Annotated in this window: 27 protein-coding genes; 6 read left to right on the forward strand and 21 right to left on the reverse strand. The window is 32.3% G+C overall.

What is annotated here, in order from left to right:
* Positions 1-8: 8 nt before the first annotated feature.
* From ACFELY_RS05705 to ACFELY_RS05735, 7 genes are all read right to left on the reverse strand, one after another.
* Entirely contained in the window at positions 9-176 is a 168-nt protein-coding gene (locus tag ACFELY_RS05705; RefSeq protein ID WP_375333879.1) for a nucleotidyltransferase substrate binding protein, read from the reverse strand.
* Between the two features lie 29 nt (positions 177-205).
* Complete coding sequence (locus ACFELY_RS05710) at positions 206-484, reverse strand: nucleotidyltransferase family protein (protein ID WP_375333880.1); 279 nt, start codon at positions 482-484, stop codon at positions 206-208.
* Positions 485-508: 24 nt separating this feature from the next.
* Entirely contained in the window at positions 509-787 is a 279-nt protein-coding gene (locus ACFELY_RS05715; RefSeq protein ID WP_341759096.1) for a Txe/YoeB family addiction module toxin, read from the reverse strand.
* A complete protein-coding gene (locus tag ACFELY_RS05720) occupies positions 781-1,029 on the reverse strand; it encodes a type II toxin-antitoxin system Phd/YefM family antitoxin (protein ID WP_341759097.1) in 249 nt (82 codons plus the stop codon). Before ACFELY_RS05720 ends, ACFELY_RS05715 begins: the two co-directional genes overlap by 7 nt.
* A 229-nt stretch (positions 1,030-1,258) precedes the next feature.
* Positions 1,259-3,097 carry a sensor histidine kinase NtrY-like gene (locus ACFELY_RS05725; RefSeq protein WP_375333881.1) on the reverse strand — a complete coding sequence of 613 codons (1,839 nt, stop codon included), beginning with the start codon at positions 3,095-3,097 and terminating at the stop codon, positions 1,259-1,261.
* A gap of 7 nt (positions 3,098-3,104) precedes the next feature.
* Entirely contained in the window at positions 3,105-5,102 is a 1,998-nt protein-coding gene (locus ACFELY_RS05730) for an acetyl/propionyl/methylcrotonyl-CoA carboxylase subunit alpha (RefSeq protein ID WP_341759099.1), read from the reverse strand.
* Positions 5,103-5,240: 138 nt separating this feature from the next.
* Positions 5,241-6,785, reverse strand: a complete 1,545-nt coding sequence (locus tag ACFELY_RS05735) for an acyl-CoA carboxylase subunit beta (protein WP_375329784.1) — start codon at positions 6,783-6,785, stop codon at positions 5,241-5,243.
* A 136-nt stretch (positions 6,786-6,921) separates the two neighbouring features.
* Between ACFELY_RS05735 and rpe the strand changes: the two genes are divergently transcribed.
* On the forward strand, positions 6,922-7,572 hold the full coding sequence (rpe, locus tag ACFELY_RS05740; RefSeq protein ID WP_341759101.1) for a ribulose-phosphate 3-epimerase: 651 nt from the start codon (positions 6,922-6,924) through the stop codon (positions 7,570-7,572).
* An 11-nt stretch (positions 7,573-7,583) separates the two neighbouring features.
* Here the strand turns inward: rpe and ACFELY_RS05745 are convergent, their stop codons facing one another.
* From ACFELY_RS05745 to ACFELY_RS05765, 5 genes are all read right to left on the reverse strand, one after another.
* Positions 7,584-8,291 (reverse strand): M48 family metallopeptidase, encoded by a 708-nt coding sequence (locus ACFELY_RS05745; protein ID WP_375333882.1) that lies wholly within the window; start codon positions 8,289-8,291, stop codon positions 7,584-7,586.
* Between the two features lie 165 nt (positions 8,292-8,456).
* Positions 8,457-8,870, reverse strand: coding sequence for a helix-turn-helix domain-containing protein (locus ACFELY_RS05750; RefSeq protein WP_341759103.1), 414 nt, complete (start codon positions 8,868-8,870; stop codon positions 8,457-8,459).
* Between the two features lie 133 nt (positions 8,871-9,003).
* Entirely contained in the window at positions 9,004-10,920 is a 1,917-nt protein-coding gene (rpoD, locus tag ACFELY_RS05755; RefSeq protein ID WP_341759104.1) for an RNA polymerase sigma factor RpoD, read from the reverse strand.
* Between the two features lie 17 nt (positions 10,921-10,937).
* A complete protein-coding gene (gene dnaG / locus ACFELY_RS05760; RefSeq protein WP_375333883.1) occupies positions 10,938-12,710 on the reverse strand; it encodes a DNA primase in 1,773 nt (590 codons plus the stop codon).
* Positions 12,707-13,327, reverse strand: a complete 621-nt coding sequence (locus ACFELY_RS05765; RefSeq protein ID WP_375333884.1) for a hypothetical protein — start codon at positions 13,325-13,327, stop codon at positions 12,707-12,709. Before ACFELY_RS05765 ends, dnaG begins: the two co-directional genes overlap by 4 nt.
* Before the next feature lie 76 nt (positions 13,328-13,403).
* Here ACFELY_RS05765 and greA point away from each other — a divergent pair, with 76 nt between their 5' ends.
* Positions 13,404-13,895: a transcription elongation factor GreA gene (gene greA, locus ACFELY_RS05770; RefSeq protein ID WP_341759875.1), complete on the forward strand. Its 492-nt coding sequence runs from the start codon at positions 13,404-13,406 to the stop codon at positions 13,893-13,895.
* 230 nt (positions 13,896-14,125) lie between these two features.
* On the opposite strand, the gene ACFELY_RS05775 is transcribed toward greA, so the two are convergent.
* From ACFELY_RS05775 to efp, 7 genes are all read right to left on the reverse strand, one after another.
* Positions 14,126-15,172 carry an HlyD family secretion protein gene (locus tag ACFELY_RS05775; RefSeq protein WP_375329790.1) on the reverse strand — a complete coding sequence of 349 codons (1,047 nt, stop codon included), beginning with the start codon at positions 15,170-15,172 and terminating at the stop codon, positions 14,126-14,128.
* 3 nt (positions 15,173-15,175) lie between these two features.
* Complete coding sequence (locus ACFELY_RS05780; RefSeq protein ID WP_375333885.1) at positions 15,176-15,937, reverse strand: CDP-alcohol phosphatidyltransferase family protein; 762 nt, start codon at positions 15,935-15,937, stop codon at positions 15,176-15,178.
* Between the two features lie 37 nt (positions 15,938-15,974).
* Positions 15,975-16,670, reverse strand: coding sequence for a phosphatidylserine decarboxylase (locus ACFELY_RS05785; RefSeq protein WP_094649169.1), 696 nt, complete (start codon positions 16,668-16,670; stop codon positions 15,975-15,977).
* 19 nt (positions 16,671-16,689) lie between these two features.
* Positions 16,690-16,854 carry a hypothetical protein gene (locus tag ACFELY_RS05790; protein WP_375333886.1) on the reverse strand — a complete coding sequence of 55 codons (165 nt, stop codon included), beginning with the start codon at positions 16,852-16,854 and terminating at the stop codon, positions 16,690-16,692.
* Positions 16,855-16,871: 17 nt separating this feature from the next.
* Positions 16,872-17,183, reverse strand: coding sequence for a DUF2610 domain-containing protein (locus ACFELY_RS05795; RefSeq protein ID WP_341759108.1), 312 nt, complete (start codon positions 17,181-17,183; stop codon positions 16,872-16,874).
* 263 nt (positions 17,184-17,446) lie between these two features.
* Positions 17,447-18,196, reverse strand: coding sequence for an inositol monophosphatase family protein (locus ACFELY_RS05800; RefSeq protein ID WP_375333887.1), 750 nt, complete (start codon positions 18,194-18,196; stop codon positions 17,447-17,449).
* Between the two features lie 6 nt (positions 18,197-18,202).
* The gene (efp, locus tag ACFELY_RS05805; RefSeq protein ID WP_375333888.1) at positions 18,203-18,769 is read right to left on the reverse strand and encodes an elongation factor P; all 567 of its coding nucleotides are present in this window, start codon (positions 18,767-18,769) and stop codon (positions 18,203-18,205) included.
* Positions 18,770-19,488: 719 nt separating this feature from the next.
* Between efp and ACFELY_RS05810 the strand changes: the two genes are divergently transcribed.
* The 3 genes from ACFELY_RS05810 to ACFELY_RS05820 all read left to right on the forward strand — a co-directional run bounded on the left by ACFELY_RS05810 (position 19,489) and on the right by ACFELY_RS05820 (position 22,235).
* Entirely contained in the window at positions 19,489-20,847 is a 1,359-nt protein-coding gene (locus tag ACFELY_RS05810) for a PleD family two-component system response regulator (RefSeq protein WP_341759110.1), read from the forward strand.
* Positions 20,848-20,944: 97 nt separating this feature from the next.
* Positions 20,945-21,457 carry an RNA pyrophosphohydrolase gene (locus ACFELY_RS05815; RefSeq protein ID WP_375333889.1) on the forward strand — a complete coding sequence of 171 codons (513 nt, stop codon included), beginning with the start codon at positions 20,945-20,947 and terminating at the stop codon, positions 21,455-21,457.
* A gap of 25 nt (positions 21,458-21,482) precedes the next feature.
* Complete coding sequence (locus tag ACFELY_RS05820) at positions 21,483-22,235, forward strand: class I SAM-dependent methyltransferase (RefSeq protein WP_375333890.1); 753 nt, start codon at positions 21,483-21,485, stop codon at positions 22,233-22,235.
* 2 nt (positions 22,236-22,237) lie between these two features.
* On the opposite strand, the gene ACFELY_RS05825 is transcribed toward ACFELY_RS05820, so the two are convergent.
* The gene (locus ACFELY_RS05825) at positions 22,238-22,753 is read right to left on the reverse strand and encodes a nucleoside deaminase (protein WP_375333891.1); all 516 of its coding nucleotides are present in this window, start codon (positions 22,751-22,753) and stop codon (positions 22,238-22,240) included.
* Complete coding sequence (locus ACFELY_RS05830) at positions 22,710-23,618, reverse strand: cation diffusion facilitator family transporter (protein WP_375333892.1); 909 nt, start codon at positions 23,616-23,618, stop codon at positions 22,710-22,712. The genes ACFELY_RS05825 and ACFELY_RS05830 overlap by 44 nt, the downstream gene beginning before the upstream one ends.
* A 135-nt stretch (positions 23,619-23,753) precedes the next feature.
* On the opposite strand from ACFELY_RS05830, the gene ACFELY_RS05835 reads away from it, so the two are divergent.
* Positions 23,754-24,224 carry an RT0821/Lpp0805 family surface protein gene (locus tag ACFELY_RS05835; protein WP_341748766.1) on the forward strand — a complete coding sequence of 157 codons (471 nt, stop codon included), beginning with the start codon at positions 23,754-23,756 and terminating at the stop codon, positions 24,222-24,224.
* Positions 24,225-24,288 lie beyond the last annotated feature (64 nt).

Raw genomic sequence — 24,288 nt, forward strand, 5'->3', positions numbered from 1 at the left:
ATTCTTGTTCATGATCTAATCAGATGTCCTTTAAAAGCCTCTCTTAAAACATCTTTAGGATATTGTACTTCTACTCCTTTGCTCTCAAGAATCGCCCTTAATAATTTCCAAAATAATTCTATTGTAAATTCAAATCTTTGAATGCTAGCGTCTATGTTACTTCGATCTTCTAGCACAGGCTTAAATGCAATATCTTCTAAAGATATTAAAGCTCTACTTCTCGTATTATAGATAATTTTAAGTCTGATGAATCATCCAATTCATCAAATCTTACACAATCTATTTTTAAAAGTGTATCAGCATTATCAATAATTTCTTGCAACTTTAACCAATCCTTAATGGTAGCATTAGGGCATATTATAGCTAAATCAATATCTGCTCTATCCTGATTATCGTTCCTTGCTCTAGAACCAAATAACCAAATTTCTTCAACCACATTCTGTGATATTAAATCATTATAAAATTTATAGTCTTGCACTTTCACTTATTTATCCATTCGAGATACATTTTAATTTTCGTAATGACTCCACATTCTGAGTACTTTTACTATTTGCATATTCTCATCTATCTCATAAACTAACCGATGTTGTAAATTAATTCTTCTCGAATATTTATTTACTAGATCCCCCAACAATTTTTTATAAGGCGGGGATATTTGCAAAGGATTAACACTTAGTATTTCGCATAATTTCCTTGCTTTATCTTCTAAATTAGCCGCTTTTAATTTTGCAATATCTTTTTGGGCAGCTTTAGATAACACTACCTTATATTGTACTAAATCTACCATTCTACTTCAGTATAATCTTTGAATTCTTCTATAGGCTCTCTACTAGCTTGTAAAATAGACTCTCTCATATTAGGAATTGATAACAAATATAAAGTTTCTTGCATAGAAGCATAATCTTCTTCCGATAATATCACAGCATTATTACGTTTTCCTTTTATATATATGGGTTCATGCGTTTTGTGAATTTCATCAATTAGTTTAAATAATTTTGATCTTGCAATAGTTGCTGAATAAATAAACATAGTAGATACCTCATAGAATATAAATACTAGAAAGTACCACTTTACGTACACACTGTAAAGGCAATTTTTTAGTGAGCGTTCACGGAAAAAAGCTGAAGTACAAAACGTCATTGCGAGACCATGTAATGGTCGAAGTAATCCATTATTCTTGGATTGCATCAATGCTACTAAAGTAGCTCCTCGCTAACAGACGTCTTGTACTTTAACTTTTTTCTGTAAACGTTCACTATTATAAAATATTCTGCTTCAAATTATTAGTCTTTAATTTTAATTCATCAAGGTTGAACGTTATATTGATAATGGCACCACCTTCTAACCTATTTGCTAACTCTAGTGTTGCACAATGATCTTGTGCTATTTTTTTGATAATAGCTAATCCCAAACCTGTTCCCTTAGATCTAGTTGTTATATAAGGTTCTGTAGCTCTATCAATTAAATTTTCTTGAAAACCTACCCCATTATCATCTACTGTAATAATAATCTGATGGTCAGATTTAGCTATAGAAACAATAATAACCCCTTGTTGTAACTTAGTAATCCCTATAGATTCTTCGGCATTCTTTAATAAATTAACCATAATTTGATTAATTTGAGTTGTGTCACAAATAAAATCTATATGCTGATCAGTTGTGATAAATTTATATAATATTTTATCATTAATTAATTTTCGGGATTCAACCATATTTTTTATCAGAATTACTAGATCACAATCCGTAAATACTGGAGCTGGTAATCTTGCAAAATTAACAAATTCAGAGACAATCTTCTTAATATCATCAGTATGACGTACAATCATCTGTATGTATTTATTAAACTCTGCTTTATCCTCAACTTGATTGCCGAATTTTCTAAACAATCTTTCGGAGGCAAGGTGAATGGGAGTCAAAGGGTTCTTGATCTCATGAGCTACTTTCCTTGCAACATCAGACCAAGCAAGTGCACGCTGAGCTATAACTAAATCTCTTTGTTGAAGATCAATCTGTTTAACCATCCTATTAAAAACTGAAGATAAAACGCTTATTTCATCTTTATTAATAACATCTTCTGGCACTTGGATAGTTAAGTCACCGTCTTTAACTTTTTCAGCAGCAATTACTAATTTCCGAATAGGAGTTACTATTTTTATAGCAAAGATCATTCCCCAACTTATTGCAGCTAATAGTAATAATAAAGCAATAAAAATAAATACTATAGAGAACTTGATTTGCATACTGGATATATGTTCTTTAAGACGATAATACTCTTCAGCTGCTCCATTAGTTTTATTAATATGATCGGTAATTTTAGCATCAATCAATCTACCTACCAACAAATATACATCATTCTGCTCCTTAAGTTTTATAAGCATGCGAATCTTTGCTGGATCCGATTTTATCTCAACAATTTCTCCTATCTCAGCTCTTTTCATTAAATGAGCTGGAATAGTAGCAAATGAAGTTGCAAAGCTTAAAAAGGTGTTAGCAATAACAGTATTAGTAGGCTTATGTAAAACTATAACTTCGTCAAGAGAACGCATCTCAGCTTCAGAATTTAATGTCTCATTAAATAAAATGGGGTTATGTATTAAGTCATAATACATTTCACTTAAATCATAAGCAACAGATAACGCTGTTTCTCGCAATTGCAGTTTATGCTCATTGATATAAGATTCTGCTACTATTATCGATTGATCAAGTACAGCAGAAATCTTTTTATCGAACCAAGACTGAATACCAAAATTAAAAAAATATGCTGAAAATACTGAAACAATAATCGTTGGAATTGTAGCAACCAAACTAAAGGTAATGATGATACGATTTTGTAACTTTGAAGAGCCATCGCTCTTTCCTTTATCAACAAAATCTCGTAAAAATTTACGAGCTAATAAAATGCCTAAAAGTAAGAATATAGTAAGATCTACCAATATCAGCCCTATAACTCTACTTGGGTCTGGACCAAGAGACTTTGGCTCAATCGAAATCACGTAATAAGTTGAGCAAGCCAATATGACGGCTATAATTATTAGGATAAATACTAATTTACCGCTATCACAATATTTTTTAAGATTTCGGTAAAAGTGATTCAACATTTTTAACCTAAACGAACTCTAGTAATACTTGACCACTAACCACCTGCTCCTTTTCATTAACTAGGATTTTAGCAATTTTTCCACTACGCTCAGCAATAAGTATATTTTCCATTTTCATAGCAGTTAAAACCATAATCTCTTGACCAACAATTACCTCACTACCTTCCTGCACTTTAATTGCAATAATTTGTCCTGCAAGCGGAGCTTGCATCTCTGTTTGCTCTTCTTGGATATTTTTGGTAATCATCAACGCTTCTAGTTCAGACATCCTTGGAGAACGAACATAAGCTTTAACAGTAATGCCTGAATGCGATAACATATAACCTGTTACGATATTTTGAATTTTTATATTGGCTTTTCTACCATTTACAATACAGGAAAAAAGTCTACTACCTAAGTTCCAATTACTACGTATGTATATTCTATCATTTTCTTGTCTTATATTATAACCATAATCTACTGGTGTAATTAAAACTGGAAATAGTTTATCATCAATTGATACAACCCATCTAGTGCCAATTTTATGAGTTTGATCGATTATTTGACCAGAAATTAATGAGGCACGTTTTTGCTCGGTAATATAAACAAAAATGGCTGTAGCAAGGAATATTTTAGTAATTTCAGAAGTTAAACTTGCTCCAGAAAAACCATCTGGATATTCTTCTTCGATAAACGCGGTATTTATATCACCTGCTATAAAGCGAGGATGCGATATTACCGCTTCCAGAAAACTAATATTATGAGAAATGCCTTGTATTATGTAAGAACTTAAAGCAGAACGCATAACTTCAATAGCTTGCTTTCTAGTTTCTCCATAAGTACAAAGTTTGGCAATCATTGGATCATAAAACATACTGACTTCTCCTCCAAGCCCTAAACCAGTATCCACACGAATATTAGCATTTTTTGGCGGTTCTGAATATTCAGTAATTCTACCACTAGATGGCAAAAATCCACGCATTGGGTTTTCTGCACAAATTCTCGATTCAAATGCATGCCCCTTTAATTTTATATCTTCTTGAGAAAATGATAATTTCTCACCAGCCGCAATCTTTATCATCTCTTCTACTATATCAATACCAGTTATCAGCTCAGTCACTGGGTGCTCAACTTGTAGTCTAGTATTCATTTCAAGAAAATAAAAATTCTTATCTAAATCAACTATAAATTCAACTGTACCGGCAGAGTAATAACCAACTTTACTAGATAAAGCTATGGTTTCTTTATACATTTTTTGTCGTATTTCCTCAGTAATAAAAGAACTTGGAGCTTCTTCAATAACTTTTTGATGATAACGTTGAATTGAACATTCTCGCTCACCGAGACAAACACTATTACCATATTGATCAGCTAATAATTGTATTTCAATATGCCTTGGAGACTTAATTAATTTCTCAATGAATAATCTACCATCACTAAAATTATTTACTGCTTCAAGCTTAGCTGATTCAAAAGCATTAGCCATTTCTTCAGAGTTTTTTACCACTCTCATGCCACGACCGCCACCGCCAGCTGTTGCCTTAACTATAATAGGGAAACCTATTTCCTCTGCAATTTCTATTGCCTGGTTTACATTGCTGATAGTACCCATATAGCCAGGAACTGTACTCACTCCTGCTTCCAAAGCAATTTTTTTTGCTTCAATTTTATCACCCATTTTCTTAATGGCAGAAGCGTTTGGACCTATTAAGGTAACTCCTTCCCTTTTTAAAATATTTGCAAAATTTGAATTTTCCGATAGAAACCCATATCCTGGATGCACCGCCGAAGCTCCACTTGTTCTAATAGCATTTATAATATTTTTAATCGACAAATAACTTTCAGTAGCAGGGGAATTGCCAATATAATAAGCTTCATCAGCATATTGTACATGCATTGAGTGTGTATCGGCTTCAGAATATACAGCAACTGATGTAATACCCATCTTTTTTAGTGTTCGCATTATTCTCAAAGCTATTTCACCACGATTGGCGATTAAAATTTTATCAAATAATGGTTTAGTCATAAAATCTCGTGCTTAATTAAATATAATATTAGACATTATACCAGATGTCCTGCTCCTCACTAATAGATAATTTCACTAATTTTTATATAGCTAACCCGATTAGCATTCTTGGTTAATTTTTTAAAATAGAAGAATATGCTAAAGCGGTAAGTTATCATGTTTCTTCCATGGTAACTGTACTTTCTTGTGTTGAAGAAAGTTTAGGGCTTTACATATACGCCATCTAGTGTTTTGAGGCTTAATAATATCGTCTAGGTACCCTCTAGATGCTGCAACGAAAGGAGAAGTAACTGTATCTTTATACTCCTGAATCTTTTGTTTTTTCGATTCTGGGTCTTTACATTCTGCTTTAAATATTATTTCAGCAGCCCCTTCAGCTCCAAGTACTGAAATTTCCGAGTTGAACCACGCATAATTGACATCACCACGAAGATGTTTTGAGTTCATTACGATATAAGCCCCACCATAAGCTTTTCTAGTAATTATGGTAATTTTCGGTACAGTTGCTTCAGCGTATGCATATAATAATTTCGCACCATGTTTAATAATACCGTTATGCTCCTGAGCAATACCAGGTAAAAAGCCTGGGACATCAACTAAAGTCACTATCGGAATATTAAATGCATCACAAAAACGTACAAATCTTGCTGCCTTTCTTGATGCGTTAATATCCAAACAGCCAGCTAAATGTAATGGTTGATTCGCAACAAATCCTATAGATCTTCCTTCCATATAACCAAAGCCGGTTATAATGTTTTTAGCAAAATCTGGTTGTAACTCAAAAAAGTCTCCTTCATCCACAATACGTTCAATTAATTCTTTCATATCGTAAGCTTTGTTTGGAATATTTGGGACTAAGGTGTTTAGAGACATATCAACTCGATCGGCTGGATCTTCAGTACGACGACATGGTAGTGGACTACGATTTGATAGAGGTAAAAAATTAAAGAATCTTCTAGTTTCTAGAAGTAGTTCTATATCATTTTTAAAAGCAAAGTCAGCAACACCACTCTTGGTAGTATGCATCTTTGCACCACCAAGTTGTTCTTGACTTACTTCTTCACCTGTAACAGTCTTAATTACCTCCGGTCCGGTTACAAACATATAAGAAGTATTTTTAACCATGAAGATAAAGTCTGTTAAGGCAGGAGAATAAACAGCTCCTCCAGCACAAGGTCCCATAATTAAGGTGATTTGTGGAATAATACCAGAAGCAATTACATTGCGTTGGAATAATTCACCATAACCACCAAGACCATCAACTCCTTCCTGGATTCTTGCTCCTCCCGAATCATTTATCCCAATAACTGGTGCTCCTACTGCCAAAGCAGAATCGAGTATAGAGCATATTTTTTTAGCATGATACTCACCAAGAGAGCCACCTAATACAGTAAAATCTTGGCTATACACAAAAACTAACCTACCATTTATGGTGCCATGTCCAGTTATTATACCGTCCCCTAGGAATTTTTTTTCTTCCATTCCAAAATTACTACATCTATGTTCAACGAACATTCCTGTTTCTTCAAAACTCTCAGGGTCTAGCAACACTTCTATTCTTTCTCTAGCAGTGAGCTTACCTTTCTTATGTTGTAAGGTAATTCTTTCTTCTCCTCCCCCTTGACGGGCATTATTACGCTTTTCATCAAGTGAATCAGAAGAATTTGCAATATGTTGACTCATATATGGCTATTATAGTTCATTATAATCATAACTCGTAGTATAATAACAAAATGACGAAAAGATAGTAGAAATTTATCTGAATTAGTTTTATAGAATGTAATGTGCTTACTTAAAAATTTTATATTAAAGGATAAAAGTGAAAATAATTAAGATTGCTCCTTCTTTACTATCAGCAGATTTTGCTAATTTACAAAAAGAAATTAGTTCTTTGGAAAAAGCTGGTGCTGATATGATTCATATAGACGTTATGGATGGACATTTTGTACCTAATTTAACATTTGGATATCCTATAATAAAATCCTTGAGAACTCATACTACATTACCATTTGATGTACATTTAATGATTAATAACCCAGAATATTCAATTAAAGATTATGCGAATAGTGGAGCAGATATTATCACTATACACCCTGAAACAACTATTCATCTTGACAGAACTTTAGACATTATTCAAAATTTAGGAGTAAAAGTGGGAGTGGCACTACTTCCTTCCACTAATCCAAATTATATAGATTATATTATTGATAAATTGGATTTGATACTAGTAATGACTGTAAACCCTGGATTTTCTGGTCAAAAATTTATAGAAAATCAGTTAGAAAAAATAAAAATTATTTCAGAAAAGATTAAAAATTCCGGCAAAAATATATTGCTTTCTGTCGATGGAGGAATAAATGATATTACCGGTAAAAATTGTATCAAAGCAGGAGCTGATCTTTTAGTATCAGGTAACTTTATTTTTCAATCAAAAAATTATCAAAAACAAATAGATTTACTAAAATATTAGTTTGGTTAAATCTATTGTAGATATTGATGCAATTTATTGCCATTTTCCTTAAGCCATAATCTAGCCAACTTATAATCCGGATAGAGTCTTGCCACTAAATGCCAGAAATGTTTACTGTGATTCATTTCCATTATATGACATATTTCATGTACCACTAAGTATTTTAATATTTTTTTTGGAGCAAAAATAAGTCGCCAATTAAAAGCAAGTACAGCATTACTGGAACAACTCCCCCATTTGTTCTTATTATTCGTAATTTTTATTTTACTAAAATTTATATTATGTTTTTTGCCTAGAAAAGTCACCAGGTTTACTGCTTCTAGTAACAATTTATCTTGCAAGAACCTTGTTAAAGTACTTTTGTGTTGGGAAGGTAAAGAATATATCTGAATAATATCCTCTCCTATTTGTACTTTATTATAATCTGCATCAATATGTAGTAATGAGTACATTTTATCAAAGACTGTTATAGTATTATTATCTATAGGGTCTTGTTTTGAATAGTCTGATAAATTCCGTCTTATCCAAGATTCTTTGTCTAATAAAAATTTATATCCTGCATAAAAATTTTTATTAGGCAGAACTAATTCAGCTCCTTTGTGGTTTATTTTAATTGCAATGCGTTTGGCTTTATTACTACATCTTATTGGAATGTCAATACCATAACCAAGCTTATCTAAAGTAATAAAATTTGGTATTAATTGCAGCTGATTATTCATACCTAATATTATCTATGTTATCTAATGTTATTTATAGCAAATGATAGTATCATATGATACTATTAAAGTTGATAAAATAACACATATTAGACCCCTTGCAAAACTCGCTTATGCTGAGGAATTTGAAGGAGAAGTTTCACCTCCGTGAACGCTCACAAAGAAAGATTAAGGTTTATGATATTTATCAATCATCCAATCTATAAATGTATTATCAACAGACTGCTTTTTTAGAGCATATTCATATACTTCTTTTATTAGGGCTGTAAGATTGCCAAATGAAAAGTTTAAATTTTTCTCAGTTAATATATTAATAGTTAAACTAGTGGCTTTGCTAAAGATTTTCATCTGATCAACAGTCATCACCTCAAGGTTTGCTTCGTTATCAACAACAAGAGCTTCCAAATTAACATCTAATGCCTTAGCAATTAATTGTAAATTAGTAGCACTAGGGTTTTTTGAACTACCGTACAAAATACTATAAACAGTATTTCTACTTATTCCAGTTTTCTTCTCTATCTCTACCGCATTGATATTTTTTTGAATCATTAATGAGTTAAGTTTGGTTTGTAAGTTTACCATAAATAAAGCTTTGTTTATAAAAATTAATGTTTGTAAATATTAAGGTATCTCTATTAGAAAGTAAACAAATAATAATTAATTGATTTGGATTCAATTATATTTGGACACAAATCATTAAACAATCTTATGTAAATTAGCCACCAAAAGCAGATTCTGAAGAATTGTTGTGCTTTCTAGAACCACTCCGGAAGCTACTAAGTTTTTTAGATCTAGTCGGATGTTTTAATTTACGCAGTGCTTTGGATTCTATTTGCCTAATACGTTCCCTAGTAACATTGAATTGCTGCCCTACTTCTTCCAAAGTATGATCAGTATTCATCCCTATACCAAATCTCATCCTTAGAACCCTTTCTTCACGAGGAGTAAGAGTTGCTAATACTCTAGTGGTAACCTCTCGTAAGTTCGATTGAATTGCTGCATCAAGTGGTAATATGGCATTCGGGTCTTCAATAAAGTCTCCCAAATAACTACCATCATCATCTCCTACTGGATTTTGCAAGCTAATTGGCTCTTTAGCTATCTTCATCACTTTACGTACTTTATCAACTGGCATAGAAAGGCGAGCAGCAATTTCTGCTGGAGTTGGTTCATAACCTAGTTCGTTCAGCATCTGCCTAGAAGTACGGATAATTTTGTTGATCGTTTCAATCATATGTACAGGAATACGTATGGTTCTAGCTTGATCAGCAATGGCTCTAGTAATAGCTTGCCTAATCCACCAAGTAGCATAAGTAGAAAATTTATACCCCCTACGATATTCAAATTTATCAACAGCCTTCATTAATCCAATATTTCCTTCCTGAATTAAATCTAAAAACTGCAATCCACGATTTGCATATTTTTTAGCAATCGAAATAACTAGACGAAGGTTAGCTTCTATCATAGCTTTTTTTGCTCGGAGAACCTGTCTTTCACCTTTTTGTATGGTATGCACTAATTTTTTAAATTCAATAATTGGCAAACCACTAATCATCTCCATGCTCTTTAATTCGCTAATCATTTGATCAGTAACATCAGATTCTTTAGTAAGGAAATTCCTCCAATTAGAATTCTTATTTTTTTGCATTTGCTTCTTCCAGTTCTCATCAATTACTGCTCCCATATATTCACTTAGGAAACACTGACGAGTTACGCCATATTTTTCAGCTAATTTAAGAAAATTAGCTTCTTTATTTACTAATTCTCTATTCAAACTATATATCCTATTAAGAATTTCCTCCGTCCTTTTAGAATGAAAATGGATGCCAGAAATTTCAACAATTAGTAATTGTAGATTCTTGACATATTTTTTGTTATCTTGCAATCCTTTAGGCTGAGAATAACGTGTATAATGTTTTTTTGCTTCAACTAACAACTCTTCAGAAAGTTTAGAAATTTTCTCCATACGCTTGACAACAGCAGGTAATAACTGTAATTCAATAGTAGCTATTGATAAATTACTAGCTTCTTCATGCTCTTCATGTTCTGATTCCAGATCGTTATTGTGATTTTCTTCAGAACTACCACAATATTCGTGAACCATATTAGCTTCTAAATCAATCAAATCCCTAAGTAGTATTTTTTCATTAGCTAAATCTTCATGCCATTTAATAAAGAACTTCATCGATATTGGATTTTCACAAAGTGACTTAACCATTATCTCTTTACCTTCCTCAATATCTTGAGCTACTTCTATTTCAGCCTCACGAGAAAAGAGTCCTACTCCGCCCATATCTCGTAAATATAATCTTACTGGATCATCGGTTGAGCCTATATTTTCTTCTTCACTGTCATCTTCAGGCTCACTATCAACATTATTAGATAGTTTAAATTCTTCATCTACATTAATATCAAGTTTAATCTCATCTTCATCACCTTCTATAATATCAACTCCAGCCTCAGAAAACTTTGATATTACCTTTTCTAGATCATTTACTGATATATTATTAGTGATTGGAATAACTTTATTTATATCATAATAAGTAACTGCCTTACCTTTTGCTTTGGCTGATTTAACTAAGTTATCAACTGCTTCGCCTTTTTCATCTATATTCTTTTTCACTTCTGTCATAATTTATAAACCTTAAGTCAATTAGTAAAAGATTCGTTTAGATTATAAAGTTCTTTAGAGACCTTCATAATTTCTTCTCGGTATAGCATAGCTTTTTTCAATTCTTCATCCGTTCCATTTTGAATAATGGAACTATATTCTTGTTTTAATAGTACTAGGTGATGTTTCTTATGCAACCATTGCCAAAGCAACTCAGAATCTATATCATTCTTATTAAATGATATATCTAGGAATAGGTTATTAGGTTTTGACAATAGCGAAAAAGTCTCATAAAATCCAGCTTTTTCTGCCAAATCAATAATATTCTCCTGATCTAACATATCATTGCTAATAATCTCTGCAAAATACCAATCACGAAAATCTTCAAGCATTTTATTTTGAAAATGTAACGTTAATAAAAAACCCTTTATTTCTTGCTTTTTAACTATCTCTGGAAATTTTACTAACATCATACAAAAAACTTGTTCTAACATCTCAATTTCCGAATAGTCAGGAGCTGAAAATATTACATTTGAATTTTTTGCAATCCCTTTACTTTGGCGTTTAATTAAATTTTGCCATATTTGGTCTTTAAAATATCTATAGTAATTATGGCTAAGTGTCCTATCTTTTATTTGCTTACAGTAATCTTCAAGATTTTTTTCCAAAATAGCTTTATCTTCCGGGGTTGCAAAAATCTTACCTTCATATTCGGAACGCCAAATCATTTCGGATAGATTAATCCTTTTATCAAAAATTTTGGTAAAGCCCCCTGCCCCATCTTTATTGATAATATCATTAGGATCACTGCCGCCAGGTAACATCACAAAGGAAATTTTCTTATTACCATTTATCAACGGCAATACTAGGTTAATTACTCGTTGAGTAGCTTTTATCCCCGCCATATCACCATCTAAACAAAGTGCTATTTCATCTCCGGCACGCCATAATTTCTGCAAATGATTCTCTGTAACCGCAGTACCAAGACTTGCTACTGTCTCTTTAAAACCAGCTTGATGCAAGGCAATAACATCTAAGTACCCCTCAACCAAGATTGAATGGTTTTTCTTATAAGCAACACTAATCGCATTATTCTCTCCATATAATGTTTCATTTTTTTGAAATAATATGGTTTCCGGAGAATTTAAATATTTAGGCAATCCATTACCAATTACTCGTCCCCCGAACCCAATTACCTTGTTATAAATATTCCTAATCGGAAAAATTATCCGGTTATAAAATATCTCATACATTGTACCATCATTTCCCTTGCCCACTAAGCCTGCTTTTTGAAGTTTTTTCAAAGATATTGATTTTTTTTCAAAAAATTTCTGCAATTCCTTAGCCGGAGGAGCAAAACCAATGGAAAATTCTTTAATTGACTCTTTACTAATACCGCGGTCACGTAAATAATTACATACTTCTTGTGACAATTGTGAGGTAAAAAACCTTGCTGCCATCTCTAAGATATCAAGTAGTTCATCCGATTCTTCATGCAATTTTTGTTGCTCTACGGTTAATTTAGGCAATTCAATGCCATAATCATTGGCAAGTTTAATAGCCGCCTCTTTGTAAGATAAACCGCTAAGACTAGCAACAAATTTTATAACATCTCCGTGAACAGTGCAGCCAAAACAATAATAAAATCTCTTGGCATCATTTACAGTGAATGATGGAGATTTTTCAACATGAAAAGGACACAGCCCTAGGTAATTTCCAGATTTTTTAGTTAAAACTACTTTCTGCCGAACAATATCTGATAAATTAATCCGGGTTCTAAGAAGTTCATAAAATTCTAATGGAATTCTCATAAACCTAAAATAAAGGTGAATATAATCGTAGAAAAGCAGTAAGTAAGAGGTATTAATAAATTATCGTTGATCAATAAATCCTTTGCATAAAATTCACCAATAGTAGTAACTATAGAACTAATGATGATAACAGTAAAACTAGTATGATAGCCAATGAAAAAATACACTAACATACTAATAAAAATTGCAGAAGTTAGAAAGGCAATAGAACCTTCCAATGATTTACCATTTTCTAAAGGCTTACCTATTTTGGTACCAACTAACGCAGCAAGACAATCAGCTATTATCAATATCAACCAAGATGAAATCGCTAAACCTTTTGAAAATAAAAGAGCTGTCAAAAAAAATCCAATTGCCATAAAACTACCACCACTTAGTCTGAATGAACCACTCCGTTCCTCGGGTCTCATAAACTTTCTAAGAAATCTATCTGTAAATTTCTTAACATATAAATTGTAGTTCCTGGCAATATCTATATATAATACACAGGCGGTAAGTAAAAATAATAGTGTAGTAACAACTAATTTAGATGAAAATAAATAAAAAAGCGGTACAATTAAGCTATATAAATGGAAAGTTTTACGTTGTATCTCAAATTTAAATATTTTAGTTTGCATGATAATCTAAAAGGGCTGTTTGACAAAGTTTAACACAACAAATATACTAGAAAACTTAACTTAGACAAGACATATTATTATGACAAAATTTCCTATTACACATAAAGGGTTCGATAGTCTAGAGAAAGAAATCAAGCACCTTAAACATGTAGAAAGACCAAAAGTAATTGAGGCTATAGCAACAGCTAGAGATTTTGGAGATTTATCTGAGAATGCAGAATATCATGCAGCAAGGGAAAAACAAAGTTTTATTGAAGGTCGTATTTTAGATCTTGAAGATAAAATGGCAAGGGCGGAAATTATTGATACCTCAAAGCTCTCAGGTGACAGCATAAAATTTGGTGCCACAGTTAAGTTGATCGATGACGAAACAGAAGAAGTAGTTGTGTACCATATTGTTGGAGAATATGAAGCAGATATAACTAAAAAGAGAGTATCGATAGTATCGCCAATTGCTAAGGCTCTCATCGGTAAAGGAGTTGGAGATGTAGTAGAAGTGACAATTCCTAAAGGTTCAAAATCTTATGAGGTTTTGGAAGTAACCTATCAAGAACTAGTAGATATTTGACAGTAATTATAAAGTGAATGTTTACGGAAAAAAGTTAAAGTACAAGACGTCTATTAGCAAGGAGTAAAAAGCCTCAAACGTCATTGCGAGGAGAACGTAGGTCGGTGAAGCAATCCAATCTAATAAATGTGTGGCTTGCCACGCTCAAATACGTTCGCTCGCAATGACGTTAAAAGATATTGCAAGCCTCGCTAATAGACATTTGTATTTTAACTTTTTTTCGTGAATACTTACGTCTCATCAGTCCTAACCGAAACTATCACAGACATTCCTGGCATCAAATTACTAGTACCATTTTTAGGAACCTCAAAATCTATTAATACAGGAACCCGTTGAACAATCTTAGTAAAATTCCCAGTTGCATTATCACTGGGAATTAGACTAAATTTCGAGCCGGTAGCTGGTGATACGTTACGTATTATACCATATATAACTTTTTTGGGTAAAGAATCAAACTGTAATTTAACTTTTTGCCCTGACTGAAATTTAGCAATTTGTGTTTCTTTAAAATTAGCTTTTACATATATTCGTTCATCCTGTACAACAAAAAATAATACCCTACCCGGGCTAATGAAATTTCCTACCTGCAAACTACTATTTGCTATTATTCCATTAACCGGAGCTGTAATTTTGGTATTTACTACACTCCTGGCTATTATATTTTTATCTTGCAATAACCCTTTCAATTTTTCTTCTTCAGCAGTTTTTTGCAAAGCTAAAAGTAGTAATTTTTGCTGGGCTATTTGCAAGTTTAACTTTGCTTGATTATAATCAGTTTTTGCTTTAGTAAAAGACATTCTAGATTCATCTAATGTCTTCTTACTAGAAAAATTCCCTTTGTTAAGTTCTTGAACTCTTGTATACTCAGTTGAATTAATTTCCAAATTAGTATTAGCAAAATCAACAGCCTCTTTACTTTGTTGTAAATTAAATTGTGTGATTAAAGTTTTTTGTTCTATGATTTCTATATTTTTAATAGATGCATTAATAGAAGATTCAAGCGACGCAAGGCGTGACTTATAATCCTGATCATCGATTTCAGCAATAAGGTCACCTTTTTTTACTCTCATATTATCTGAAATCAATACATTCTTAATCACTCCACTAATCTCAGAACTAACGCTAGATATGTCTGCCTCAATATATGCATTATCAGTCGACTCTGTATGACTCCAAATATAAATATTATAAGCTAGATATACAACTATTACACTGAACAAAACTAGAAAATATTTAAAAAATGGATGAGACTTATATTTTTCAAAAGCTTCTAACATAATTTAAATTTTCTTACTAATAAAACAGCAAATTGGTATAGACAAAATATATATAGAGGCAATGAATGGTAATAAATACCATGGATATATAATAAAACTTATGATGATAACAGCAAACACCATCATAGCTAATGATAAATATTCGTGTTTTATCTTAATATTTTTTGTCGAAAATGTTGGCAACCTACTAGCCAGTAAAAAAGCAATTACCACAATATATAGACCTATTATAATGGTATGGGTACGAATATTGATACCTAAAATGCCACTCACTTCAAAATCTAAAATCATGGGAATTAAAGCAAGTAAAGCTCCACAAGGAGCAGGTACACCAGTAAAAAAATATTCTAGTTTCTTATTATTTGCCTCATGAAAAATAGCAGTATTAAATCTCGCAAGCCTTAATGCCATACATACGATAAATAGCAATATAGTTCCCCATGAAAATACTTTATATTCATATTGTTGAAAAGACCATAAATATACAAGACAAGCCGGCACTACTCCAAAATTAGCAAAATCACATAATGAGTCCAGTTCAGCACCAAAAGGACTAGTAGCATTTAGCATCCGTGCTATCCTACCATCAATTCCATCTATTATAGCAGCAACTAAGGTACAATATACAGCCCTTTCCCATATACCATCCAATCCAAATTTAATGGCACTAATACCAATCACAAGCCCCAATAGAGTGATAAAATTAGGAAGCAATTTTATAAACGGAATTGGTTTTGTTATTCTAACTTTGCGTATTCTAATCAATTTATACCTATATACTTACATTAAAGTAGCAATAGCCTCACCTTCTTTCAAATTTAAGTTCAGATGTTTTTTTGTTCTTAAAATCAGCAATAATAGTTTCTCCACCAACTGCAGTTTGCCCTTCAGTAACACAAAGGGCAGTTTTAAGTGGCAAATAAACGTCCGCTCTACTACCAAAACGGATAATACCATATCTATCACCAATTCTAACCTCAGTATCTTCTTCTAAGTCACATAATATCCTTCTGGCTATTAATCCTGCTATTTGGACAAAAGCAATTTTATGCCCACTTTTTGTTTCCATTAAAACAGATTGACGTTCATTATATATACTGGCTTTATCAAGAGAAGCATTAAAAAACTTTCCTGGATTATAATGTAGAGATAAAATCTTACCGTTAGCTGGAATACGATTTACATGAATATTAAAAATATTCAAAAAAATACTAACTCTAATCATCTCCTGATCGCCAAGACCAAGTTCTATCGGCGGAACTGCTTCAGTTATTTTTTGTACTATTCCGTCTGCTGGGCTAACCACCAAATCGTCACTAATCGGGGTAAATCGATCCGGATTTCTAAAAAAATATACACACCAAATTGTCATAACCAATCCTATATACCCACAGGTATTATTGACAGTAAAGAGTAAAAAAGTTATCACAGCAAAGCTTACAATAAATATGTAGCCTTCTCGATGAATAATCTTCGACAAATCATTATATTGCTTCATTCTCACTCTCTAATTTGTATTATTTACTTTTGGCAATATTGTTATTATACATTATATTATTAATGACACTAATAGGTAATTGCATTTTATTTTTATTTTTTTTTATTACTATAGCTAATCCGATTACATGATGTAATTCTTGCTTTCTCGAGAATCTAGACCCCTGATTTCGCAGGGGTGACATCTAACTTTTTCGTCCTGTCACTTTATATCATCGCTAATATCATTATTACTTTCTGATTCTTCATTTTTTTCAGCTCTATCGTCCTCTTCTTGGGCTGAACCAAGAGCATACACACATAATTCTTCAAGTAATACATTATTCTTATTAGCCAGTTCTTGTAGTTTAGTGATTGCATCCATTACCTCTGTGGGTATTTTTCCACCACGTTGCTTTGATAACCAGTCATCCTGAAAATGTAAAGGATGATGTCCCGGCTCAGGCTGCCCTACATATATGGTAAACGGTGCCATTTGCCCACCAAAATCACAATTAACAGTAAATTTCTTCATAATATAACATCAAATTATTAAAAATCCCTATATAGCAAATCTAAATCATTTTTGTGTCACCCCTGCATAAGCAGGAGGCTAGATTCCCGCCTACGCGGGAATGACATGGTAAAAACGTCATTGAGAGGAGGCGTGAGCCGACGAAGCAAATCCAAGAAAATGGTTAGAAATGGATTGCTTTGACCTACTTGCGTGGTCTCGCAATGACTTTGGGGTTACCTTAATGTACATGATATAACAAAAAAATAAAAATAAAATATTTTTCAAATAGATGTTTTTTCTGCTAATAAATGTTCAAATTTTTTAGAAAGTTCATAATTAGTAGCAACAAACATTTCATCATTATTTATTATTGCTCCGCCTGCTTCTCGGACGATTAGATCAAAGCCAGCTTTCAAAGTATAATTTAATGATGAACAATAAACAACATCAATCTTACCAGCTGCCAGTAGTAGCATTCCATAACAATGACAACCAAAAACCCTAGCATTTTTCAAAAAAACTGGGTTAATATTAAGATCATCGGTAGCGATTAGAAAATTATCAACACTACTACAACCAGAAACCCTTAATCTACTATTGTTACTAGTATTATTTTCTGACCATACCCCTCTTCCTTTTTCAACATAATAAATCTCATCAAAAGCTGGAAAATTTATCACCGTACATATCGTAGTTAAAATTTGATTAATCTTCTTTAAACACGTTATAGATAGAGCAAAAAATGGTAGGCTCTTTTCTAAATTACTAAAACCATCCAGCGGATTTATTAGTAAAACCATCTCTTCACTATTATCTAGTTTAAACTTATCCTCTGGAAAGAATAACGCACTTGTATATTTTTGCAACTCATTACGTAATAAATCTTGTGCTTTAACATAAGCTTTATTACAAAAATCATAATTTCCTTTACTAGACCTTTGAAGCATTCCTAGCTCCAAAAAATCTCTATGCAAAAATTTAACAGCTTTACGTGAAGCAGCAATAAGTAAATTGGTTATCGGTTGTTGCATAAGATATTACTTAGCTCTTTCAACAAAGCTAACATCTTCAATTTTTACCACTATTTTCTCACCTACCACTAAATAAGGTGGTACCATTACCTTTACTCCATTAGTTAAAATTGCTGGTTTGTAAGAAGATGTGACCATAGCCCCTTTAATTACGGGATCAGTTTGCATAATTTCAGCAATAACGGTTTGTGGTAATTCAGCACTTAAAGCTTTTTCCTCATAAAACTGTACCTTTAATACCATATTATCTTCAAGGAATGGCAAACTTTCACCAAGAATTGACTTATTAATTAAAATTTGCTCAAAGGTCTCATTATCCATTAACACTATATTATCTTCCTCAAAATAGAGGAATTGTAAATCTTTGGTATCAAGTTGTGCTTTTTCAACATAATCAGATGAATTAAACCGCTCGTTAAGCTTTGTACCAGTTTTAAAATTTTTCATCTCTACTTGTACATAAGCCCCACCTTTACCGGGTTTAGTATGTTCAGGCGTTTTATGCACAACCCATAGCTCATTATTATATACTATAATGTTGCCAGCTCTAATAGCATTTGCTGAAATTTTCATATTATTATTACTTTATTATTATCACTTATCTAAAATCTAGTCCCAAATTAACTATTAAGGACATGAATTTATTAGGAAGAATATACAATAACTGCTATAAAAACAAGTATATTTAAGTAATATAATTTCAGAGTAGTTTAGAAATCGTAGGAAAAAACAATCGACGTCATTGCGACGAAGCAATCCATTTTTGTGTCACCCCTGCTTTGGGGCAGGGTCTAGATTCCCGTCTACGCGGGAATGACAGGGTAAAAACGTCATTGCTAGGAGGCGTAAACCGATGAAGCAATCCAATAATGTGTGGATTGCCGCGACCACTATGTGGTCTCGCAATGACGTATACTTGTATAACTCGTCATTGCGAGGAGGCGTAAGCCAACGAAGCAATCCATTTTTGGTTACTTCTTATGGATTACTTCAATGCTACTTAAGCTCCTTGCAATGACGTCTTGTACTTTCCTGCAAATTTTAAATTATCCTGATAATAATTTAGTAAAATTACTTAGTGCTATAAAAAATTATGATACAATCACAATAGACCTATTGCATAACCTAATCTAATTGGTAATTTTGTTGTCAAAACTCGTCTCCGTTCCTCACGTACATCTTAGTACGCTGCGGTACTCGACTTCGTTTTTCCTAAAAATTCCTCAATTATCTTTAGGTTATGCAAGAGGTCTAATATTATTAAAAAACATCAAAGAGAATATATTTATTTTATGACTGCCAATGTACTAGTAGTTGATGATATAGAAGCAAATATTAAATTACTGGAAGCTAAACTTTTAGGGGAATATTACACTGTCTTTACTGCCAATAACGCCAAAGACGCTCTAAATGTTCTTGCCGTTAATAGAATTGATATTGTATTGCTTGATGCCATGATGCCTGATATGGACGGATTTGAAACCTGTAGAAGAATTAAGTCTAATATTTCTACCATGCATATACCAGTTATTATGGTTACAGCCCTTTCTGATACTGAAGATCGCATCAAAGGTCTGGAAGCTGGAGCTGATGAGTTCTTAACAAAACCTATTGATGATACTGCTCTTTTTGCCAGGGTACGATCTCTTGCTAGAATGAAGGCGGTTATTGATGAACTCAAACTAAGAAACACTACTAATGCTGAATTAGGTGGCTCTGTCATAGAAATACAAGATAATTTTTCAGATAGTAAAATACTGTTAATTAACGATGATATAGTACAGGCAAGAAATATCAATAAAATGCTTCTAACTCTTACCCCCAATATCAAAATAATATCTGATATCAATGAATTGGAGAAAGATAGTGAAGATACTCTAGATTTAGTAATTATTAGCTGCCAATTAGAACAAGGAGACCCTTTGAGAATAAGCGTGATGTTACGCTCTAATACTAAATTTCATGATATAGTGCTGATATTACAAGCTGAAGAAGAAAATAGAGCAACAGTTATCAAGGGTTTAGAACTGGGTATTAATGATTATTTTATGTATCCAGTAGATAAGAATGAGCTGTTAGCTAGAATTAGAACTCAACTGAGAAGAAAACACTATCAAGATAAATTACGCAATGATTTAGAATTAAGCGTAAACTTATCTATTAAAGATGGTTTGACTGGTATATTTAACCGTCATTATTTTGATACGCATATAAAGCAAATGGTAAAAAAAGCTGATGATAGCAAAAGACCTTTATGCTTACTAATGTGTGATATTGATTATTTTAAACAAGTTAATGATAATTATGGTCATCAAGCGGGAGACGTAGTGCTAAAAACCGTTGCTAATGTTCTGAAGAATATTTTTAGGGTTACAGACTTAATTGCTAGATATGGAGGTGAGGAATTTGCTGTCCTGTTAAACGATATAACAATTGACGAGGCTATGTATGTAGCGGAGCGGGTAAGAACAAGAGTGGAATCTATTGAGTTTAAAGTTAAAACTCAAGAAAATCCTATTAAAAAAACTATCTCAATAGGAGTAACTGAATATAAAACTGGAGAAACTATTAGTGATTTTATAGAGCGTGCCGACAAAGCTCTTTATCAAGGAAAGGAACAAGGGAGAAATAGAGTGATTAAAATAACTTAAGATTAATAATTTAGGTACACAAATGAAGAGCAATCAGGTATAATAGGTTGAGAGATGGGCATTTTGCAAATCTGCCTTTCATACAAAACTTAAGAATATGAAAAATAAAACTCTTCGTAAATGTTACCATGAATTACCATACAGACCAAGTGTAGGTATGATGATAATTGATGGTACTAATAGAGTGTTTGTTGGTAAAGGAATCGACACTAAAATATCGGCTTGGCAAATGCCCCAAGGCGGTATAGATTTGGGAGAAACACCCAGTGTTGCAGCTCTTAGGGAAATGCTAGAAGAAATAGGTTGTAATAAAGGTGATATTCTTGCAGAAAGCAAATATTGGTATAGTTATGACGTACCTAAAATTTTAATACCTAAATTATGGAATGGTAATTTCCGAGGGCAAAAACAAAAGTGGTTTTTAATTAGGTTTAAAGGCACTAATGAAGATATTAATATTAACACTAGTAACCCAGAATTTGAGGAATGGCGTTGGGTTAAATTTGACGAATTATTGTCAATTATAATTCCCTTTAAACGAAAACTTTATAAAGCTGTAGTTAAAGAATTTTCTCCGATCATTAATGATACACTATGTTCTGTAAAGTAAGAAATTAGAAATTAAATTTGGTATTATGACTAATAAAAAACAGTTGGCTTTTGGTGTAGATTCTCGTAGATGCGAGAAATATAGTTTGCGTCAAAGTAGATATTACGTTATTGCAAAAGATGTTAGTCGTATTGTAAGTGAAATTAAATCTAAAAACCAAAGAGTAAAGTTATTAGATATTGGTGTTGCTTCTGGTGTATCTCGGCGTTATATCGAAAACCAACCAAATAATGAAGTGATAGATTATTATGGAGCCGATATTGAAATAAGAGGTGATATATATAAGAAGGAATCTTATAGTTGTTTATACCAAGCTGATTTAATGCAAGGAATGTTAAATGTTCCGAGCAACAGTTTTGACATTGTAATTTGTGAACAAGTTTTAGAACATTTATATGAATTAGAACTTGCTTTTAAATCGATAGAAAGAGTATTAAAGCCTGGCGGGATCTTATTTCTGGGGGTTCCAATTTTCCCTCATGGAATACATTTAGTACGTCAATATTTAGTGCCTTTAATTGATAAAATATGTCGAGTAAAAAAAATTAGAGGTCATGTTCAAGCATTTTCATTACTTACATTTACAAAATTACTTCATAAATATACTGAATTGGAAATTTTAGAACATAGAGGATTTCGAGTTATTTCAGGAGGTATTCTTCGACCACTTGAAAATCATAAATGGTGGTTAGATTTTAACCTTAAATTAGGTAAACTAATTCCTAGCCTATGCATCGAAATTCAGATTGTTGCTAAGAAGTCAGATAAGGCAATATAGATTTATAGTAAACGGGGATTACATTTTTGATATCTTACCTTGTAAAAAAACTCCTTGATTAGATTTTCAGAAACTTTTGCCGAAAAGCCACTATATATTTCAGGGCGGTAAAAACAAGATTTGCTATTAAAGAAACGTCCACCATTTTCAATCGCCCCTTGTTTTGGATCATTTGCTGCATAAAATAATCTACCTATTCTAGCGAAAGATATTGCCCCAGAACACATAACGCATGGCTCTAAAGTAACATACATATCACAATCTGATAAATTTTTACTAGATAGAATCTGACAAGATTGATTTATCGCTACAATTTCAGCATGCAATACCGGATTTTTGGTTTGCTCAACAATATTATGAGCCTTTGCAATAACTTTGTTAGTTATTCTATTGACTATAATAGCCCCTACTGGAATTTCATTTTTATCTAAAGCAAATTGTGCTTGCTTTAGAGCTTCCTCCATAAAAAAATTGTTAAATTCTGTTGATCTTTTCACGGTAATTAACTTTTTCTTCATAACCATATGGATCTAGATGAATAATTATTTCTGCCCCTGGAAACTCTAATAGCAATGCACTACAAATTTGATCACTATGATAATGAGAATTATATAATGACATATCTGCATCCATTTCTATGTGACATTGTATAAACGGCTTACTTGCAGCATATCTAGTTTTCATTTCATGGATGCCTTTTACTTCTTTAAAGCTACTAATTATTGATATAATTTTTCTTCTATCTTTTTCTGGTAACTCTTCATCAATAAGATTTTTTAAAGCTTTTCTGAACAAAGCATAAGAAGCATATATTATGTACAATGAAATAGCTATACCCAATAATGAATCTATAAACCAAAAACGAGTAGTTAAGTTTATAGAAAAGATTACCGCAATATTTGTTAGTAAGTCTGTAAAATAATGTAATTTATCTACTTTTATTATTTCTGAACTAGTCTTTTTTATCACATAAGTTTGATAAGCTACCAAAATAAAAGTTAGTATAATACACAAATACATTACATTGATACCAGACTCTATATTGCTTGGAACAGATTTATCAATAAGAGATTTTATCGAAGAGAAACAAATAAATAAACCAGAAATACAAAAGAATACTGATTGTGAAAAAATTGCTAAATCTTGGATTTTTTCATGCCCAAATCTATGGTGATAATCAGGGGGTTGCAGTGCAAAACGAATAGCAATCAAATTAATAAAAGACGATGAAATATCAAGTATAGCATCAATTAAAGATGCTAAAATAGACTGAGAATCAGTCACAATCCATCCATAAGATTTAATAAATAAGATGAATGCAGCTAAAATAAAAGATACATAAGATGCCGATTTAATTAAATTTTGATGCTCTGAAGTCGTCATATAAAATTTCAATTGTTTTATAATATAAAATACATTATTATCCAGCTAGTGTACTATAGTCAAGGGGTGTATCAAATTTAACGACACTTAATAAGATTTTTTGTATATCTTTAATTTAAAATTATATGGTTTTTTATGAATTTAACATTCAAAATTACGGCAATCATTTTGGCAACAACAATGTTGCACGGCTGTTCTGGCATGAATAAACAAGGTGGTGGAACATTAATTGGCGGTGTAGCTGGTGGGCTTTTAGGATCTCAATTTGGCAAAGGCACAGGACAACTTGTAGCAACTGGTGCAGGTGTTCTAATTGGGGCACTTGTTGGCGGTCATATTGGTCAAACTATGGATGAGAATGACAGAAAATTGGCACAATTAAGCTCTCAAAAAGCATTGGAGACTGGCTCTAGTGGTCAAAGTGTAGAGTGGCGTAATCCGGATAGTGGTAATTACGGATATGTAACACCAGAAAGAGCTTTTAAAAACGATCAAGGACAATATTGTCGTGAGTATACTCAAACCGTCGTTGTCGGTGGTAAGCAGGAGAAAGCTTATGGCCAAGCTTGTCGTAAACCAGATGGGCAGTGGGAAATTGTTAAATAGACTATCATAAATTTAGCAACACATCGTCATTGCTTCGTCGATCTACGATCTTCCTTGCAATGAC

It is taken from the genome of Candidatus Tisiphia endosymbiont of Xenochironomus xenolabis (genome assembly GCF_964264705.1).
GTDB lineage: Bacteria > Pseudomonadota > Alphaproteobacteria > Rickettsiales > Rickettsiaceae > Tisiphia.